The sequence below is a fragment of the Hyphomicrobium sp. D-2 genome (assembly GCF_029872155.1).
Lineage (GTDB): Bacteria > Pseudomonadota > Alphaproteobacteria > Rhizobiales > Hyphomicrobiaceae > Hyphomicrobium_A.
The window spans coordinates 198,976-215,213 of the sequence record NZ_JARXLA010000004.1; the positions used below are offsets into that span (position 1 = coordinate 198,976).

Annotated in this window: 15 protein-coding genes and 1 pseudogene; 6 read left to right on the plus strand and 10 right to left on the minus strand. The window is 61.2% G+C overall.

Annotated elements, in window-relative coordinates:
- Positions 1 to 110: 110 nt before the first annotated feature.
- The 5 genes from QEZ49_RS09465 to mobA all read right to left on the minus strand — a co-directional run bounded on the left by QEZ49_RS09465 (position 111) and on the right by mobA (position 4,904).
- Positions 111 to 743, minus strand: coding sequence for a hypothetical protein (locus QEZ49_RS09465; protein WP_280386326.1), 633 nt, complete (start codon positions 741 to 743; stop codon positions 111 to 113).
- A complete protein-coding gene (locus tag QEZ49_RS09470) occupies positions 685 to 2,025 on the minus strand; it encodes a ParA family protein (protein WP_280386328.1) in 1,341 nt (446 codons plus the stop codon). Before QEZ49_RS09470 ends, QEZ49_RS09465 begins: the two co-directional genes overlap by 59 nt.
- Before the next feature lie 199 nt (positions 2,026 to 2,224).
- The gene (gene moaA / locus QEZ49_RS09475; protein WP_280386329.1) at positions 2,225 to 3,250 is read right to left on the minus strand and encodes a GTP 3',8-cyclase MoaA; all 1,026 of its coding nucleotides are present in this window, start codon (positions 3,248 to 3,250) and stop codon (positions 2,225 to 2,227) included.
- A 434-nt stretch (positions 3,251 to 3,684) separates the two neighbouring features.
- Positions 3,685 to 4,227 (minus strand): molybdopterin-guanine dinucleotide biosynthesis protein B, encoded by a 543-nt coding sequence (gene mobB / locus QEZ49_RS09480; RefSeq protein WP_280386330.1) that lies wholly within the window; start codon positions 4,225 to 4,227, stop codon positions 3,685 to 3,687.
- Positions 4,224 to 4,904, minus strand: a complete 681-nt coding sequence (gene mobA, locus QEZ49_RS09485; protein ID WP_280386331.1) for a molybdenum cofactor guanylyltransferase MobA — start codon at positions 4,902 to 4,904, stop codon at positions 4,224 to 4,226. The genes mobB and mobA overlap by 4 nt, the downstream gene beginning before the upstream one ends.
- 259 nt (positions 4,905 to 5,163) lie before the next feature.
- Here mobA and QEZ49_RS09490 point away from each other — a divergent pair, with 259 nt between their 5' ends.
- Complete coding sequence (locus QEZ49_RS09490) at positions 5,164 to 6,285, plus strand: ABC transporter substrate-binding protein (protein ID WP_280386332.1); 1,122 nt, start codon at positions 5,164 to 5,166, stop codon at positions 6,283 to 6,285.
- A 59-nt stretch (positions 6,286 to 6,344) separates the two neighbouring features.
- Here the strand turns inward: QEZ49_RS09490 and QEZ49_RS09495 are convergent, their stop codons facing one another.
- The 5 genes from QEZ49_RS09495 to QEZ49_RS09515 all read right to left on the minus strand — a co-directional run bounded on the left by QEZ49_RS09495 (position 6,345) and on the right by QEZ49_RS09515 (position 11,223).
- Complete coding sequence (locus QEZ49_RS09495; RefSeq protein WP_280386333.1) at positions 6,345 to 6,830, minus strand: hypothetical protein; 486 nt, start codon at positions 6,828 to 6,830, stop codon at positions 6,345 to 6,347.
- Positions 6,827 to 8,044 carry a hypothetical protein gene (locus tag QEZ49_RS09500; protein WP_280386334.1) on the minus strand — a complete coding sequence of 406 codons (1,218 nt, stop codon included), beginning with the start codon at positions 8,042 to 8,044 and terminating at the stop codon, positions 6,827 to 6,829. Before QEZ49_RS09500 ends, QEZ49_RS09495 begins: the two co-directional genes overlap by 4 nt.
- Before the next feature lie 226 nt (positions 8,045 to 8,270).
- Positions 8,271 to 8,729 carry a cupin domain-containing protein gene (locus QEZ49_RS09505; RefSeq protein ID WP_280386335.1) on the minus strand — a complete coding sequence of 153 codons (459 nt, stop codon included), beginning with the start codon at positions 8,727 to 8,729 and terminating at the stop codon, positions 8,271 to 8,273.
- A 59-nt stretch (positions 8,730 to 8,788) separates the two neighbouring features.
- A complete protein-coding gene (locus tag QEZ49_RS09510) occupies positions 8,789 to 10,591 on the minus strand; it encodes a TRAP transporter large permease subunit (protein ID WP_280386556.1) in 1,803 nt (600 codons plus the stop codon).
- Between the two features lie 2 nt (positions 10,592 to 10,593).
- The gene (locus tag QEZ49_RS09515; RefSeq protein ID WP_280386337.1) at positions 10,594 to 11,223 is read right to left on the minus strand and encodes a TRAP transporter small permease subunit; all 630 of its coding nucleotides are present in this window, start codon (positions 11,221 to 11,223) and stop codon (positions 10,594 to 10,596) included.
- A gap of 343 nt (positions 11,224 to 11,566) precedes the next feature.
- On the opposite strand from QEZ49_RS09515, the gene QEZ49_RS09520 reads away from it, so the two are divergent.
- The 5 genes and pseudogenes from QEZ49_RS09520 (at position 11,567) to pheS (ending at position 16,217) form a co-directional block, all read left to right on the plus strand.
- On the plus strand, positions 11,567 to 13,177 hold the full coding sequence (locus QEZ49_RS09520; protein WP_280386338.1) for a P-loop NTPase: 1,611 nt from the start codon (positions 11,567 to 11,569) through the stop codon (positions 13,175 to 13,177).
- A 212-nt stretch (positions 13,178 to 13,389) separates the two neighbouring features.
- Positions 13,390 to 13,911, plus strand: a pseudogene (gene infC / locus QEZ49_RS09525) (translation initiation factor IF-3); the annotation flags it as partial.
- A 319-nt stretch (positions 13,912 to 14,230) separates the two neighbouring features.
- Entirely contained in the window at positions 14,231 to 14,431 is a 201-nt protein-coding gene (gene rpmI / locus QEZ49_RS09530) for a 50S ribosomal protein L35 (protein WP_068464816.1), read from the plus strand.
- A 68-nt stretch (positions 14,432 to 14,499) separates the two neighbouring features.
- Positions 14,500 to 14,871, plus strand: coding sequence for a 50S ribosomal protein L20 (gene rplT / locus QEZ49_RS09535; protein ID WP_068464813.1), 372 nt, complete (start codon positions 14,500 to 14,502; stop codon positions 14,869 to 14,871).
- 263 nt (positions 14,872 to 15,134) lie between these two features.
- The gene (gene pheS, locus QEZ49_RS09540) at positions 15,135 to 16,217 is read left to right on the plus strand and encodes a phenylalanine--tRNA ligase subunit alpha (protein WP_280386342.1); all 1,083 of its coding nucleotides are present in this window, start codon (positions 15,135 to 15,137) and stop codon (positions 16,215 to 16,217) included.
- The last annotated feature ends 21 nt before the right edge of the window (positions 16,218 to 16,238 follow it).

A 16,238-nucleotide genomic window follows, 5' to 3' on the forward strand; every position in this document is an offset into this window, starting at 1 on the left:
GCCGGCTTGGGTTCCGCAGCAGCGTCAGGACGGCCGTTGCGCGAGGGGCTGCGTCAACCGCCGGTGACGCTCATGTGGAGGGCGACGGAAGGGCGGCCGGCGCAAGGCGCTTAGTTCAGACGCTCAATCATCCGATCTTGATCGCTTATGCGCAGCAAATCGTGATGTCGACGCAAGATCGCCTCCAACGCCTCTTTGCGTCCTTTGAAGGCTGTGTTCTGAGCAAGAAATGTATTCGCGATGTGATGCAGCATGTCGGTCTTGACCCGCTTGCTATCTGTCAACGTCTCGTGAACCTGCGTGAAGCGGCCGGGGTCGAATTGCGCCTCGCGAAGCTCTGCGAGAAGCTGCTCTGCTGTGACAACGGGCACTTTTACAGTTTTGTGTGAAGATTTTTTCTTCGAGACAGACGGCTTTTTTGCAGGTGTTTCTTGCTTTGGCTTTTTTGTGCGGGCGGGGGCGGCCGGTCGAGATTGCAAGGCTGCGTCGATGGCCGCACGTAGTTCAGCCAAGTCGATATTTGCTTCCTGCATTTCGCCTATCAGCGCAAACAAATTTGCAGCGCGCGCCAGCGATTCCCGCTGCTTCTTTGTTTTGGCGTTGGCGCACAACTCTGCCGCTGCTGCAGCACTGTCGGATGACGTCTTGATAGCGTCCGCCAGCGCTGCGACAGTCTTCGCGACATCAGACTGCAGATAGCTGCTCAGGGCTGCGAGCGATTGAGGGAGATGGCTGCGGTCCATGTTCGTCTACTGCATCGAGTATCTGGTTGCCGAGATTCTGAATGATGCCGGATTTCTGCAGGTTCTGCGACCTGAGAAAGGGAATGCCAGATTGTACACCTTCAGTAATCTGCGATGATCTTGGTATAGTGGCATCATAAAAAAATGGCCCTGCGTTGGGGATGCGGTTGCGCACGGCATATTCGGTTGATTGAGCAGTGGGTATCAGAGTTTGAGGTAATCTGCCGTCATTACCGGTGGTCATGGTGCCGATGACGCCTGCCCAGTGAATTGCTGGATTTATGCGTGGCGCCAGTTCCGAGAACTGCCGCGCGAACGTTTCAACCGCACGCGTCGACGACAGATCAACAACTGTGGGCACAAAAAGATGCGTTGAAGATGTCATGCCATTGATAAAGCCAAGCGTGAATCGAGGCGGTGCATCAATGAGCACGTAGTCTAACTGCAACACTTCCGCGGCGTGCGAGAGGAATGCAGCCAAACGATAACGTGGATCATCGCCAAGCATGTTGAGCACCCAGTGATATTCCACTGCGCGTTCTACTTGGGACAGTTCATAGTCGTTCGCCAGATAGAACAGTTGGCCGGAAGCGCGATCTGTTCGGAGGCGAGGCAAATTATTGGTCGCCGGTATGATTGCGTCGTTGATACGATATGTGGGCCAATCGGATTTTCTGAAGCGGTCGCGAAGGATCGTTTTTGCGTCCAACGCTTGTCCAAATGGCGGGCCGCCGGGACCAAATTGTTCAAGCCGCATTTGTTGCGTCAGCGTACCTTGGTAATCAAGGTCAATGGCTAAAACCTTGAAGCCCTCAGTAGCGAAGTAGGCGGCAAGATTTGCAACCAACGTGCTTTTGCCTACGCCGCCTTTTTGATTGGCGAACATTAGTATTGGGCAGGGCATGCGCACCTGGAGAGGGAGCCCAGCGTCGTGCAGCGGTAAGGACGGTCTGCGCCAGAATGCAGTGTCACCCGACTGCGACAGTTCGAGCGCGTCGTGGAGCGTTTCGTGAGCTGCGGCGTTGGCAGCGACGCCTTCCCGTAGTCGGCGGACCTCGTCCTGAAGTGCAGTATTGCTTGATGTCAGTTTCTGTTCGATTTGGTTCGCTGCATCTATCCGGGCATCGAACTGGCGCTGAGCCTCCTCGGCGTTGGTGGCGCGATGACGGCATTCGTTGAACATGCCATCCAGCTTGTCGCGGTGCCGGCGTAGCAGCAAAATATAGCCGACGAGAGCGGTGATGAGCGCCGCGCTACCGAGGCCAGCTAAATCACCAGCCATTTTCAGCCAGCTATGCGTTATCGCTACACACGCCGAAATCGCCTCAGGCGAACTCCACCCGCAATCAACCACCGCCCCCTCCCACGCAATACTCAGCATGAGCTTAGCGAATAGTTTTACGTCGGAGCAAGCAGGATTTCGCGCAGAGCGCGAAGGCCTTTCCGATTGTCAACCGGAGTTGCTGAGTTGCGAGTGCCCGCTAACCGCCGGTGACGCTCATGTGGCGGGCGACGGAGGGGCGGCCAGCGCGGCGATCGATGACGAAGTCGTGGCCCTTGGGCTTCAGCAGCATGGCTTCGTCGATGGCGGCATGCAGAGCGGCGTCGTTCGGTCCGGCGCGCAAGGGTTCGCGCAGATCGACAGCATCTTCCTGACCCAGACACATGAACAGCGTGCCGGTGCAGGTGAGGCGCACGCGGTTGCAGCTTTCACAGAAGTTGTGCGTCATCGGCGTGATGAAGCCGATGCGGCCGCCGGTTTCGCGCACGCGGACATAGCGCGCGGGGCCACCAGTCTTGTAGGGGATGTCGTCGAGCGTCCAGCGGTCGAGCAGGCGCGCGCGCACGATGGAGAGCGGCAGGTATTGGTCGAGGCGATTGCCGTCGACTTCGCCCAACGGCATCGTTTCGATCAGGGTGAGGTCGTAACCGCGCCCGTGTGCGAAACGGATGAGATCGTCGATCTCGTCCTCGTTGGTGCCCTTGAGCGCGACGGCGTTGAGCTTGACCTTGAGCCCGGCTTCGCTGGCGGCGTCGAGACCCTGCAGCACAGTGTCGAGATTGCCCCAGCGGGTGATGGCGCGGAAGCGATCAGGCTGCAGCGTGTCGATGGAGACGTTGATGCGCTCAACGCCGGTGGCCTTAAGCTCGCGAGCGAAACGCTTGAGCTGGCTGCCGTTGGTGGTGAGTGTCAGCTCTTCAAGCTTGCCGGAATCGAGATGGCGTGACAGCCCCTGGAACAGCGACATGATATTTTTGCGCACGAGCGGCTCCCCGCCGGTGATGCGCAGCTTGCGCACGCCACGCTCGACGAAGGCGGTGCAGACGCGGTCAAGCTCCTCCAGCGATAGCAGGTCGCGCCGGGGCAGGAAGTTCATGTTCTCGGACATGCAATAGACACACCGGAAGTCGCAGCGGTCGGTGACGGACACCCTGAGGTAGGTGACCGCGCGGCCGTAGCGATCGATGAGCTCTGGCTGTGCCTGAGTTTTAGCTGGCTGACCCACGGCTTGTGGTACGCTCCGAGGCTTAAGTGTGAGGCCGGTTGGCCTTCGCTTATCGATAAATGGTACGGGCCTGTCGGGCAACCCACGCCGCACCGGACCGTTATGAAGATTGGGGCGGTTGAGCAAGTGATCAAGGCCGCCGCGCCCGGGTGGAGCGGTGATGCGTACGGTCATAGTCCTGCAATGGCTGGTTGCTCGGGCCGGATTAGGGGCGCGTTTTGCGGGCGGCGGCGAACTCGGTGGCTCGACCGCTGATCGCGCGGCCCGGCTGGTTCCCGTGCCCGGAGAAGAGCTGGAGCCGGAAGTTGGGCGGTCTCTGCTCGAGAACGGCACGTTGTGGCTTCTGATCGGTTTTGTACTGGTTTTGCTGGGATTGGGCTATCTGCGGCGGCGCTGGCGGGGAAGGTCCGGCGAAAGACCCGTGTGGGCGCGGCTCAGCCGTTTTTCGCAGCGCCGGCCGCGATGAAGGCCGCGATGGCTTCAACATCATTGAGATCGAACAGCGGCAGCGCGCCTGATTCAGTGGTGTGATCGGCGGCGATGGCGATGATGTGCGGATCGGACGGCGCCAAAGGATCGCGGGTTTTCGAGGCGGTGCGGCGTGCTTCGATTTTTGCAATCGGCGCCGACTTGAAGCCCTCGGCGATGATGAGATCGGCGTCGCCAATGATGCGCGGAATTTCCGTGAGCTGCGGTGGCGCGGATGGTTGCCGCACACCGTCAATTTCCCATGCGTCCGGTGCGATGACGATGGACGCGATGGCGCCAGCGTGGCTATGGCGCTCGCCGTCGGTTGCGCCATCGTGCGGGCGCAGGTGATGGTGTGTGTGCTTGACGGTGACAACGCGCCAGCCGCTGCGTGTGAAGTGCGCGACCAGCCGCTCGACAAGCGTGGTCTTGCCGGAATTCTTCCATCCCGCGACGCCGATTATGTAGGGCGATGATACCAGGGCTGGCGGTGTGCGATCAGCGCTCATAACGCACCGAGATTTGTGGCTGCTGCACAGATGGCGCGGGCCTGTTCGTATTCTTCCGGCGTGTTGACGTTGAAGAACGGGTCAACGGAAATATCGGCAAGCGATAGAGCTGGAAATTCCACGATGGCGCAGTCGTTGGCTTCGGCAAAGCGATATAGCGCCCGCATGTTGCGCGCCAGTGCGTCGGCGGCGGCATCGGCAAGGTTAATGCTCCAGAGCCCGGCGACGGGGTATTTCTCGCCCGCATGGGCGGCGATGGCGCAGGGTTTGCCGGATGAGCGGATGGCGTCGGCGAGACGCTGCACGAGGTCGAGCGGCACGAACGGGCTGTCAGCCGATGCTGTTGCAACATAGCGCGCGGCCGGGGCTTCGCGTTGTGCCCACAGCAGGCCCGCATGGAGGCCGGCCAGCGGTCCGGCGTGGCCCGGGATGGCGTCGGCAATGATGGGGTAGCGGAACGCGGCGAAGCGAGCCGGATCGCCGTTGGCGTTGATGGCGATCTGGCCAACCTGCGGCTCCATGCGGTCCAGCACGCGGCGGAGCATGGGGCGGCCGCCGAGATCGAGCAGCGATTTTTCCGGCCCGCCCATGCGCGATGACAGGCCGCCCGCCAGCAATACGCCGACGATGTCGTCGCGGTGGTTGGGGCTGTCAGCGGTGCCAGTCTCACTTTGCATGGTGGCGATTTAGGGGGCCGCTGCGATTGCGGCAAGCTTGCTGCGTTGCAGCATTGCGGGCTGATGGCGGAGAGGTTGGTAACTGGTGCCGCGATCGACGCCGGACATGACGCGCGGGATGCGCGGAACGGGTTGGTGGGCGAAACGGCGCGCAGTATAACGGCGGCAACTGAATGATGTCTGCCGACCCCGCGCTATAGGCCGGATGCAGGCGAGCGGGCTGCCCGAGCGTGGCGGCTGCACGGAAGGATAAGGCCCGGTGCCGAACAAAGTTGATCGACGCAAGTTTCTGACCACGACCGCGGCCGGAGCAGCCGGGGCGAGCATCGCTGTTCCAGCTGTGGCGGCGCCGGCGGTTATCGCGTCCAATCCCGTTGTCGAGTGGCGGCTGGTGTCGAGCTTTCCGAAGTCGCTCGATACGATCCATGGTGCAGGCGATACGTTCGCCAAGGCGCTGGGTGAGATGTCAGGCGGTAACTTCCGCGTGCGCGTGTTTGCGCCGGGCGAACTGGTGCCGGGCATGAACGCGGCCGATGCGGTGCAAAATGGCTCCGTCGAGGCAGCGCATACGGCGTCGTATTACTACTGGGGCAAGGACCCGACATTCGCGATCGCGACGGCGGTGCCGTTCGGCCTGAATTACCGGATGCAGAATGCGTGGATGTATCAGGGCGGCGGCATCGACCTGATGAACGCGTTTTATCAGCGCTACAACATCATCGGGTTTCCTGGCGGCAACACCGGCACGCAGATGGGCGGATGGTATCGCCGCCAGATCAATGCGCCGGAGGATTGGCGCGGGCTGAAGATGCGCATCGGCGGGCTGGCGGGCGCGGTGATAGCGAAGCTGGGCGGTGTTCCGCAGCAGATCGCGGGCGGCGATATTTATCCATCGCTGGAGAAGGGCACTATCGATGCCGCCGAGTGGGTCGGCCCGTACGACGACGAGAAGCTCGGGTTCTCGAAGGTGGCGCGCTACTATTATTATCCCGGCTGGTGGGAAGGGCAGGCGATGCTGCACTTCTTCATCAACATGGACCAATGGAACGCGCTGCCGAAGCACTATCAGGCGATGGTGCGCAGCGCGGCGACGATGGCGGACATCGGCATGATGACGCGCTACGATCTGCAGAATCCGGCGGCGATCAAACGGATTGCAATTGGCGGTGCGGAGCCGCGGCCGTTTTCCGAGGCAGTTCTGGAAGCCTGTTTCAAGGCATCGAACGAAGTGTTCGACGAGATCTGCGCCAAGAACGCCGACTTCAAGAAAGTGTACGAGGCGACGCTGGCTATTCGCGGCGAGGACTATTTGTGGTTCCAGCTGGCCGAGCACACCTATGATACGTTCATGATGATCCAGCAGCGCAAGGGGCTGGTTTAAGTACTCAGCGGAGCATGAGCGGGGGCGTGGCGCAATTTCGGACGCGTTTCGGCAGTACCCTATTCGATCGGGATGTCGTCGTCGTCGGCTTGTAGCGCCTGAATAAATTTCTCGTTCAGTCCGAAGTGTTCTGACAGGTCTTCCTGATACAGCGCATTGCCTAGCAGCAGCCGATCGGCTTCAGCCTTGCTGATTTGGGGCACGAAGAACGCGCAGACGTCGATCTTGTGCTCCACCGTTGTGAGGCAGCGAGCATAGTCTGGCACCGGCGCGCCGAACCGGATCGCAGCGTATTCATTGGTGAACTCAAATTCGCCAAGTCGTTTCTCGCGCACCTCGGCATAGAGTGCTGCCGCCTTAGGGCCGGTGCAACGGATGACCACGCCAATGATCTTGCCGTTGCTATCCTTGAATTCGCGCGCGTCCGCCCGGTCGCCGAGGCAGATGTCGAGACTTAGAGCTATGTCACTCGTCAGGCGGTCGGCGTGTGCGGGCGCGGTGCACAGTAGTGCCGCTATCAGTGCGATGTTGCGGAAAGGGTTCATTGCTTTTCTCCCGTCCGCGCGGAAAGCGTATTGGCCAGCTTGCATTTGCTGAATCCGGCATCTTTGAACAACGCCTCCACGCCGCGCTTTGCATCAGCCGCGTTGGCGCCAGCGAAGGCGGCGCAGCCGACGCGAGGTTTGCTGCAACACATGACCGCGAAGACATCGTCCAGATTGTCGGTGACGGAGGGCTTGTTTCCGCATGCGTCAGATGCCGCCCGGCACTGCTGTAGCGACAGCTCGCTCGCAACCTGCACCGACGGCCCCCAGACGACGCGCGATGTATGATGTTCCGTCGGCGTGTAGGCAGCGAAGATGCCGCTGGATGCAGGGACGCTGGAAGTTTCAGCGGATTTTTCACTGCTCGGAGTTTCGCCAGCAGGATTTTTATCTGCGGGGCTCTCGTCGAAAGGAGCCGCCATTGCCGTGGCGAGCAGCTTCAGGTCGCTGCCGGTGAGATCCTGCGCCTTCAGGCGTTGCAGGGATGCAGAGCACGTTTGTCGTTCGGGGTCGTATTCCACGCAACGCGCATAGTCGTTTATTGCGCGAAAAATCAGATGTAGCTTTTCATAGATGGCGCCGCGCGTTTCGTAGACGTCAGCCTGATCGGGTGAGTGCGGTTCGGTGCTTTTTGACAGCAGATCGAAAGCCATGTCGGCATCCCGAAGAGCCGAGTTGTCGAGATTGAGTTCGGACAGCGCCTTGGCGCGACCGGTATAAGCAAATATGAAATCGTCATCGCGATTGATGTATGCGGTGTAGTCAACCACCGCGTTGGCGAATTGTCCGCTGCCGAGGTGAGCGTTTGCGCGGTGGTATAAGCCGCGGAGATTACGCTTGTCCTTGAGAAGCTGGTTTGCGTCGGCGATGGCAGCATCGAACCGGCCCAGGCGAAAGTTTACGTGGCTTCTTGCGGTGAGATTAGCCTCCTGGTCGGCGTCCTGAAGCAGCGCTGCGTCCAGATCGATCAGCGCCTTTTCATACTGACGCGCGGTAGCGTATAGCGCACCACGCTGGCTGAGTGCGGCTGCGTTGGTTGGATCTTTGGTGAGGATGCGCGTGCAGGCGACGATGGCCTTGATGCCTTCACCCTCGCATTCCTTTGCTTCTTCTTGCGCATGGGCCGCTGAAGTTAACAAAAGCAGCACAAGCACGGCTTTGCCTGCTTGCTTCAGCGCAAAGGCGATGCGCGCGCGGACTTCCCCCAACAACATGATTGTTGCCCTATCACGCGAGCCAAACGGGCGCCGGAAAGATGCGTCGGGAATGGCCGTTGTTCAGTGAAAACGAGCCGTCAAGTGGCGCAGCAATTGAGGCTTCAGAATATTATCCGTGCACGAACTTTTCAATGGCGGTTTTCACACGGCGAAGCCATCGCGCGCCGGGCCGGCGATCTGATGCGTAGAGAGCAGGCTGGGGCGGTGCAGTTGATGTAGCTGTCTATGCCATCTGCTTGGCGATGCGGGCGATGGCGGCGTCCGCAACCTCTTCCAGCTCCGGCAGCAGCATGATGCTTTCCTGCCCGTTGGGATCGGTGCGTGCGATGAGGGCCGAGATGGGTTTGTCGGTGAGATTGACGGGCATATGCGGCACGCCGGCCGGAATATAGAAAAGGTCGCCGGCCTTGGTGAGAATGTGATGCTCCAGGTTGTCGCCGTAGAGCGTCACGCCTTCGCCCTCCAGAATGTAGACGGCGGCTTCGTGGTTCTCGTGCAGGTGCGCTTTGGCGCGACCACCGGGCGGGATGGTGAGCAGATGCATGCAGATGCCCTGCGAGCCGACAGTCTCGGCTGCGATCCCTGTAAAGTAGGTGACACCATGCTTGCCGTCGTAGGTATCGCCGGGTGTGTCGCCCGGCCGGATGAGCCGGCAGGTGGGTTTGGTCGGTTGCTCGCCCATCAGATGCACCTCCGGTGACGTTCAGCATACGTCTCACGGGGGAGTTTAGGCGAAAAGCTTTACGGCTTCACCTCACTGGGCTTCACGAGATCGGGAGGCACCGACATATCGAGCGTTGGCGCGCCGGGCCCTGTGGTATCGGGCGGCGGGGCGCCGGGAATTGCGGGCGGATACGGCGGCAGGTGGAAGCCTTCGCTTTTGAACGCGGGCGCTGCGCCACCCGGTGCTGTGACGGCGGGACGATGAGCGGTCGGCGGCGGATCGTGCCGGACGAGGCCGAGGAACGCGATCAGCAGCGCCACGACGAAAAGCTGGATACATAGATAGGGGAGGGCGCCCCAATAGATCTGGGCTGTGGTGACCGGCGGCATCGTTTGCCCGGTGACCTTGTCGACGTACGGTGCGCGCGGTGCGACGGAGCGCAGATAAAATAGCGCGAAGCCGAACGGCGGATGCATGAAGCTGGTCTGCATGTTCACAGCCAGGATGACGCCGAACCAGATCAGGTCGATGCCGAGCGCTTCCGCAGCGGGTGCCAGCAGCGGCACGATGATGAACGCGAGCTCGAAGAAGTCGAGGAAGAACGCGAGGAAGAAAACGAGGATGTTGACGAAGATGAGGAATCCGACTTCGCCGCCCGGTAGCGACGTAAGCAGGTGCTCCACCCACAGGTGACCGTTCACGCCATAGAACGTAAGCGAGAAGATGCGCGCGCCGATGAGGATGAACATCACGAACGCCGACAGCTTGGTGGTGGATTGCGCGGCGGAACGCATGATCTCGAAGTTGAAGCGGGCGCGATTGCCCTCGCTGTAGCGCTTGCCGAGCGCGAGCAGCATGGCACCGACCGCGCCCATGGCGCCGCCCTCGGTTGGGGTGGCGACGCCGATGAAGATGGTGCCGAGCACCAGGAAGATGAGCAGCAACGGCGGCACCATGACGAACACGACTTGTTCGGCCAGCGGCGAGAGGAATTGCGGTCCGCGCACGAGGCGCAGCAGCCAGTTGATGCCCGCGATGACGACGGCGAAGCAGACGCCAAGCGTCATGGTGAGGACGACGAAATCGGCGCCTCGATAATGGCTCTGCAGCATGATGAGCAGTGCCGATACGGAGCAGATGCTGGTGAGCACGACTAGCGAGAGATACCCGCGGCTACCGTCAGGCTGACGATAGCGGATCGCTTCCGGCGGCAGGCCCGGTGCGGCGGTTTTCCAGATGAACGCGATGGCGAACGCGAACACGGCGTAAAGGCCGGTGAGAATGAGCGCAGGAATAAGTGCGCCGGTGTACATGTCGCCGACGGAGCGGCCGAGCTGGTCGGCGAGTACGATAAGCACCAGCGACGGCGGGAAGATTTGCGCCAGCGTGCCCGAGGCGGCGATGGTGCCTGCGGAGAAGCGCCGATCATAGCCATAGCGCATCATGATGGGCAGCGAGATGAGGCCCATGGAGATGACGGAAGCGGCGACGACGCCGGTGGTGGCGGCAAGCAGTGCGCCAACGAAGATGACGGCGAATGCAAGACCGCCGCGCACGCTGCCAAACAACTGGCCGACCGTTTCGAGCAGATCCTCGGCCATGCCGGAGCGTTCGAGTATCAGCCCCATGTAGGCAAAGAAGGGGATGGCCAGCAGCGTGTCGTTGGTCATCACGCCGTATATGCGTTCGGGCATGGTGCCGAGTAGCGGCCACGACAGATTGATGGCGCCGCCGGAATAGGGCGCAAGCTCAACACCGATGACGAAGAACACGAGGCCGACGGCGGCAAGCGAGAACGCGGCCGGATAGCCGAGCAGCAGGAACAGCACCAGCGCCGCAAACATGATCGGCGCGAGGTTCTCGGCAATGAACGGCAGCAGCATCAATCCCCCTTCTGGCCCGCTGGCGGCGCTTGGTTGTGTTTGCCGGGTGGCGGGGCAAGGATTGGAAGCTCAGATGCTTCCGATGCCTGCTGCGGGGCGGTTGCGGGTGTGTCGCGGTCATCCGGCAGCTCGCCGCGCATGATGGCGATGCGCTTGATCAGCTCTGAGATGCCCTGCGCAAACAGCAGCCAGAACGCAATCGGGATCAGAAATTTGATCGGCCATTGCGGCAGGCCACCGTAGTTGGCTGACTGTTCGTTCTGCTGCCATGACATCATGGCGAAGCCCCACGACGTGTAAGCAATGAGCGCCGCTGTGGGCAGCAGGAAGAACGTGTGCCCGATCAGTTCAATGATGTTGCGCGTGCGCTTTGACAGCCGCTCGTTCACGATGTCGATGCGGATGTGCTCGTTGATGGCGAGCGTCCAGGGGGCTGCCAGAAGGAACACGGCCGCGAATAGCCACCATTGCACTTCGAGCCACGCGTTGGAGCTGCTGTCGAGCAGCTTGCGCACGACTGCGTTGCCGGCACTGATGACGGCGGCGACGATGACCAGCCAGGCAACGGACTGGCCGATGATGCGAGTGGCGTTGTCTATCCAGCGGCTGAGCGCAAGCAGCGCTCGCATGCATCTCTCCTGATCCTGCTATGGCGCCCATTCTGTGACGAACGAGCTGGCATTGTTGCAAGGCTGCTCAATTCGGTGTGGCATCCTATATCGATGCCAGTCCGTGACTTCCAGTAAAGCCTCTGACACTCTAGAATGACTCTAGAGCCGATCTGATTTAGCGGAAACGCGGAACGGCTCTAGGACTTTATTTGTTTGGCCGTACTTCGCATCGGAGAACCGGTCCCCATTTTTCTGGAAGCCACGCTGTTCAATCGTGCTTCTTGTTGGAAAATCGGGAGCCACGTTTTCGGAAGTACTCCAGGCGATCCTCCCTCGCCGCCTATGCCCCCTGGAGCTGGAAATGACTGTTTCGAAGACGCAGGTTCTCGACGAGCTGCGCCGTATAAAAGGCCCTGATCTGGAAGGGAATATCGTGGATCTCGGGCTGGTGTCCGAGGTGCTGGTGAAGGACGATCGGGTTTATTTTTCCATCACCGTGCCGGTTGCGCGCGCGGAAGAGCTTGAGCCGCTGCGCCAGGCGGCCGAGACGGTCGTTAAGGCGCTGCCGGGCGTGGCCGGGGTGAGCGCGGTGCTGACGGCGGAGGCGACGCGTGCGCAGGCAGCTCCCGCGGGCCGGGCGCCGGAAAGTGCGCGGGTAGCGCAGGCACGGGCGCAGGGCGTCGGCCTGCAAGGCGGCAATGGCGGCGCGCAGGGACATTCCCACAACCATGACCACGGCCACGACCATAAGCACGACCATTCGCACGGTCACAGCCACGGACCGGCTGGCGCATCAGCAACTCCACCGCCGGGCGCTGAGACCGGCAAGCGCGAACTGCCGGAAGTGCCGGGCGTCAAATCGCTGATTGCGGTTTCGTCGGGCAAGGGCGGCGTCGGCAAATCGACGGTGGCGGTGAACCTGGCGCTGGGCATGGCGGCCGCGGGCAAGAAGGTGGGCATACTTGATGCCGACATTTTCGGCCCGTCGCAGCCGCGCCTGCTTGGCCTCAAGGGTCAGCCGCAGGTGGTGAAGGGCAAGACGCTGAAGCCGCTGGAAGGCTATGGCCTGAAGGCGATGTCTATGGGCTTCCTCGTCGATGAAGAAACGCCGGTGATCTGGCGCGGTCCGATGGTGGTGGGTGCGCTCAACCAGATGCTTCGTGACGTGGCATGGGGTGAGGACGGCGACCTTGACGTGCTCATCATCGACATGCCGCCGGGTACGGGCGACGTGCAGCTCACAATGGCGCAGCAGGTGCCGCTTTCCGGCGCGGTGGTGGTTTCGACGCCGCAGGATCTGGCGCTGATCGACGCCCGCAAGGGTCTGGCGATGTTCCGCAAGGTGGGCGTGCCGGTGCTGGGCATCGTCGAAAACATGAGCACCTTCATCTGTCCGAAGTGCGGTGAGCGCTCGGATATCTTCGGCCACGGCGGCGCCCGCAGCGAAGCTGAGCGTCTGGGCGTGCCGTTCCTGGGTGAGGTGCCGCTTGATATGGATGTTCGGCTGCGGTCCGATACCGGTCAGCCGGTGACGGCAACGCTGCCGGACAGCGAGCACGCGCGCATATTCAAGGATATCGCCAAGCGCACGCTGGAAGAACTGGATCAGGCGAAACAGAACGCTGTGCGCCCGCCCCGGCTGGAGATCACCGGCGGCGGCACCGGGCTGATCGTCGAGTTCGCCTGCAAGACCCGCTATGAGTTCACGGCCGAGATGCTGCGGGTGATGAGCCCGTCGGCGGAGGTGCAGGGACATTCACCGGACCAGCGGGTGACTGTTGGCGGCAAGCGTAACGTGAAGATCAAGGATCTGCGCGCGGTCGGTAACTATGCGGTGCGCATATCGTTCGATGATCGCCACGATACCGGCCTTTATACGTGGAGCTACCTGCAGCAGCTTGGCCGGGAAAAGGAAAAGCGCTGGACGAAGTATCTGGAGGAGCTGGGCCAGAAGGGGCTGAGCCGGGGCTAAGCCCGGTAAATGGGGGCGATCTGATACTTTTTTGGGTGGGTTGAGGCCGGTGCGCGCCACGATCCACCCTTGACTTGCGCCCGTTTCTTCTCGATCTTTTGCGCTATTGTAGCCTGTTACTATGCCGGTTCGGCTCCTGGGAGCCTACCCGGCTTTCCGTGTAGAAACGGATTTATCGAAGCAATTCAAGGAGACGCAACATCCGCCGACCAATGCGAGCCGCGCCCGAGCGCGAGCCATCCGGCCCCCGGATCAATGAGGCAATCCGGGCCCGCGAAGTGCGATTGATTGACGAAGACGGACAGAACGTAGGTGTGGTGTCCCACACCGATGCTCTCGAGCAGGCCCAGAATGCGGGCCTGGATCTCGTGGAGATCTCGCCTGAGGCGACGCCGCCCGTTTGCAAGATCCTCGATTATGGAAAATTCAAATTCCAGTCGCAGAAGAAGGCAGCCGAGGCGCGCAAGCACCAAAAGACCGTTGAGATCAAAGAGATCAAGATGCGTCCGGCGATCGACGACCACGACTATGATGTGAAGATGCGGTCGATCAAGCGGTTCTTCGAAGAGGGCGACAAGGTAAAGGTTACCCTGCGCTTCCGTGGCCGTGAGATGGCGCATCAGCAGCTCGGCATGGCTGTTCTGCAGCGCGTGAAGAGCGATCTCGGCGAAGCCGCCAAGGTCAGATCCGAGCCGCGCCTGGAAGGCCGTCAGATGGTCATGGTGCTGGCCCCGTCGCCATCGAGCATCAAGGCCGCGCCGAAGCCGAAGGTCGAGACTGAGGCGGCTCCGACGCCTGCGCCCGTCGAAGAGTAGTGTTCAAAAGGTTAGCCCAAGTTAACCTTTGACCGCTTGCCGTTTACTGAAGGCGCTTCTATAAGGACGCCGAAGCCGCCCGGCGGGGCATGCCGTGGCGGCTGCAATTGCTTTGACAAGCCTCAAATAGGCGACCCCTCCCGCAAGGGAGTTTCCCGACCGGATCTGCACCGAATTGATCGGTGTCGCGCCGGACGTGGAATAAGGGTTTGCCGCGAGTTAGAAAGGATCGAGCCAAATGCCCAAGATGAAGACCAAGAGCGGCGCCAAAAAGCGCTTCAAGATGACGGGTACCGGCAAGGTGAAAGTTGCTGCCGCCGGCAAGCGTCACGGCATGATCAAGCGGACTTCGAAGTTCATTCGCGATGCGCGCGGCACGATGGTGCTGAGCGAGTCGGATGCGAAGATCGTCAAGAAGTACATGCCCTACGCACGCTGAGCTTGCTGCTGATTAAGAGTCAGCGGCGCTCGCGCAATCCGAACAACGTCATCTAACGGAGCAGCATCATGGCACGCGTCAAGCGCGGTGTTACCGCCCATGCCAAGCACAAGAAGGTTCTGAAGGCCGCCAAGGGTTACTATGGCCGCCGCAAGAATACGATCCGCGTCGCAAAGCAGGCCGTTGAAAAGGCACTGCAGTATCAGTATCGCGACCGCAAGAATCGCAAGCGTACGTTCCGCGCCCTGTGGATCCAGCGCATCAACGCAGCCGTGCGTGAGCATGGCATGACCTATGGCCGATTTATCGATGGTCTGAACAAGGCCGGCATCGAGATCGACCGCAAGGTTCTGGCCGACCTCGCTGTCAAGGACGCTGCTGCGTTCAAGGCGCTGGCCGATCAGGCTGCTGCCGCTGTGCAGAACGCCGCCGCTGCCTAAGCCTAGTGCGCGAAGCACTCTGAGACCAATGATCCATGCTTCGGACTGAATAGGGTCCGAAGCGATCATGGAAGTTTCTGAGACCGATGATTCACACTTCGGACTAACAGGGTCCGAAGTGATCATGGTCTAGGGTTCTCTACCTCTACGCTTGTCATCCCCGGCCGTCAGAATTGGCCGGGGAGCCAGGCATCCGCTTGCACAGCGCAAGGGATCGTCGGGACAAGCCCGAGGATCACACTTGAGAGAAGCTGGACAAGCGAATGTCTTCGACCGCGACAGGCTCTGACCTGAAATCCCTCGAAACTGAGCTGCTGGCGGGCATTGCCGCCGCAGGCGATCTGCCGGCCATCGAGCAGGTGCGCGTTGGCGTGCTGGGCAAGAAGGGCCGCATCGCCGAGCTGATGCAGACTCTCGGCAAGCTGCCGCCGGAAGAGCGCAAGACGTTCGGCCAGACCGTCAACGAATTGAAGGGCCGCGTAACCGACGCGCTTGAAGCCCGCAAGGCGGTGCTTGAGGAAGCTGCTCTGTCGCAGCGTCTCGCCAACGAGCGCACAGACGTTACGCTGCCGGTGCGGCTCGGCCCGGTTGCCGAAGGGCGCATCCATCCGGTCAGTCAGGTCTATGATGAGTGCATCGAGATTTTCGCCAACCTCGGCTTCTCGGTTGCGGAAGGTCCGGATATCGAATCCGACGACCTGAACTTCACCAAGCTGAACATTCCGGCTGAGCATCCCGCGCGCCAGGAGCACGACACGTTCTACTTCCAGCCGAAGGAAGATGGATCGCGCCTGCTGCTGCGTACGCACACGAGCCCGGTGCAGATCCGCACCATGCTGGGCCAGAAGCCGCCGATCCGCATCGTCGCGCCGGGCCGCGTTTATCGCTGCGACAGCGACCAGACGCACACGCCGATGTTCCACCAGATTGAAGGTCTGGTCATCGACGAGACCACGCACATGGGGCACCTGAAGTGGGTGCTTGAGGAGTTCTGCAAGGCGTTCTTCGAGGTGGACGAAGTGAAGATGCGTTTCCGCGCGTCGCACTTCCCGTTCACCGAGCCTTCCATGGAAGTGGATGTCGGCGCCGAAGCGATCGGCAAGCCCGGCCAGTGGCTGGAGATTCTGGGTTGCGGCATGGTGCATCCCAACGTCATCCGCAACTGCGGGCTCGATCCGGAGAAGTATCAGGGTTTCGCGTTCGGCGTCGGCCTCGATCGCCTGACGATGCTGAAGTACGGCATCCCGGATCTGCGCGCGTTCTTCTCCGGCGATCTGCGCTGGCTGCGCCACTACGGCTTCTCGGTGCTGGACGCGCCAACGCTGTCGGGCGGCCTTTCGTCTTGATCGGGTCAGGCCAATTCTGGG

Bases quoted from the DNA above. Each gene is read 5' to 3' on its own strand.
- QEZ49_RS09465 (WP_280386326.1), bottom strand. From the start codon at position 743: ATGGACCGCAGCCATCTCCCTCAATCGCTCGCAGCCCTGAGCAGCTAT.
- QEZ49_RS09470 (WP_280386328.1), bottom strand. From the start codon at position 2,025: ATGGCTGGTGATTTAGCTGGCCTCGGTAGCGCGGCGCTCATCACCGCT.
- mobB (WP_280386330.1), bottom strand. From the start codon at position 4,227: ATGAGCGCTGATCGCACACCGCCAGCCCTGGTATCATCGCCCTACATA.
- mobA (WP_280386331.1), bottom strand. From the start codon at position 4,904: ATGCAAAGTGAGACTGGCACCGCTGACAGCCCCAACCACCGCGACGAC.
- QEZ49_RS09495 (WP_280386333.1), bottom strand. From the start codon at position 6,830: ATGAACCCTTTCCGCAACATCGCACTGATAGCGGCACTACTGTGCACC.
- QEZ49_RS09500 (WP_280386334.1), bottom strand. From the start codon at position 8,044: ATGTTGTTGGGGGAAGTCCGCGCGCGCATCGCCTTTGCGCTGAAGCAA.
- QEZ49_RS09505 (WP_280386335.1), bottom strand. From the start codon at position 8,729: ATGGGCGAGCAACCGACCAAACCCACCTGCCGGCTCATCCGGCCGGGC.
- QEZ49_RS09515 (WP_280386337.1), bottom strand. From the start codon at position 11,223: ATGCGAGCGCTGCTTGCGCTCAGCCGCTGGATAGACAACGCCACTCGC.
- QEZ49_RS09520 (WP_280386338.1), top strand. From the start codon at position 11,567: ATGACTGTTTCGAAGACGCAGGTTCTCGACGAGCTGCGCCGTATAAAA.
- rpmI (WP_068464816.1), top strand. From the start codon at position 14,231: ATGCCCAAGATGAAGACCAAGAGCGGCGCCAAAAAGCGCTTCAAGATG.
- rplT (WP_068464813.1), top strand. From the start codon at position 14,500: ATGGCACGCGTCAAGCGCGGTGTTACCGCCCATGCCAAGCACAAGAAG.
- pheS (WP_280386342.1), top strand. From the start codon at position 15,135: ATGTCTTCGACCGCGACAGGCTCTGACCTGAAATCCCTCGAAACTGAG.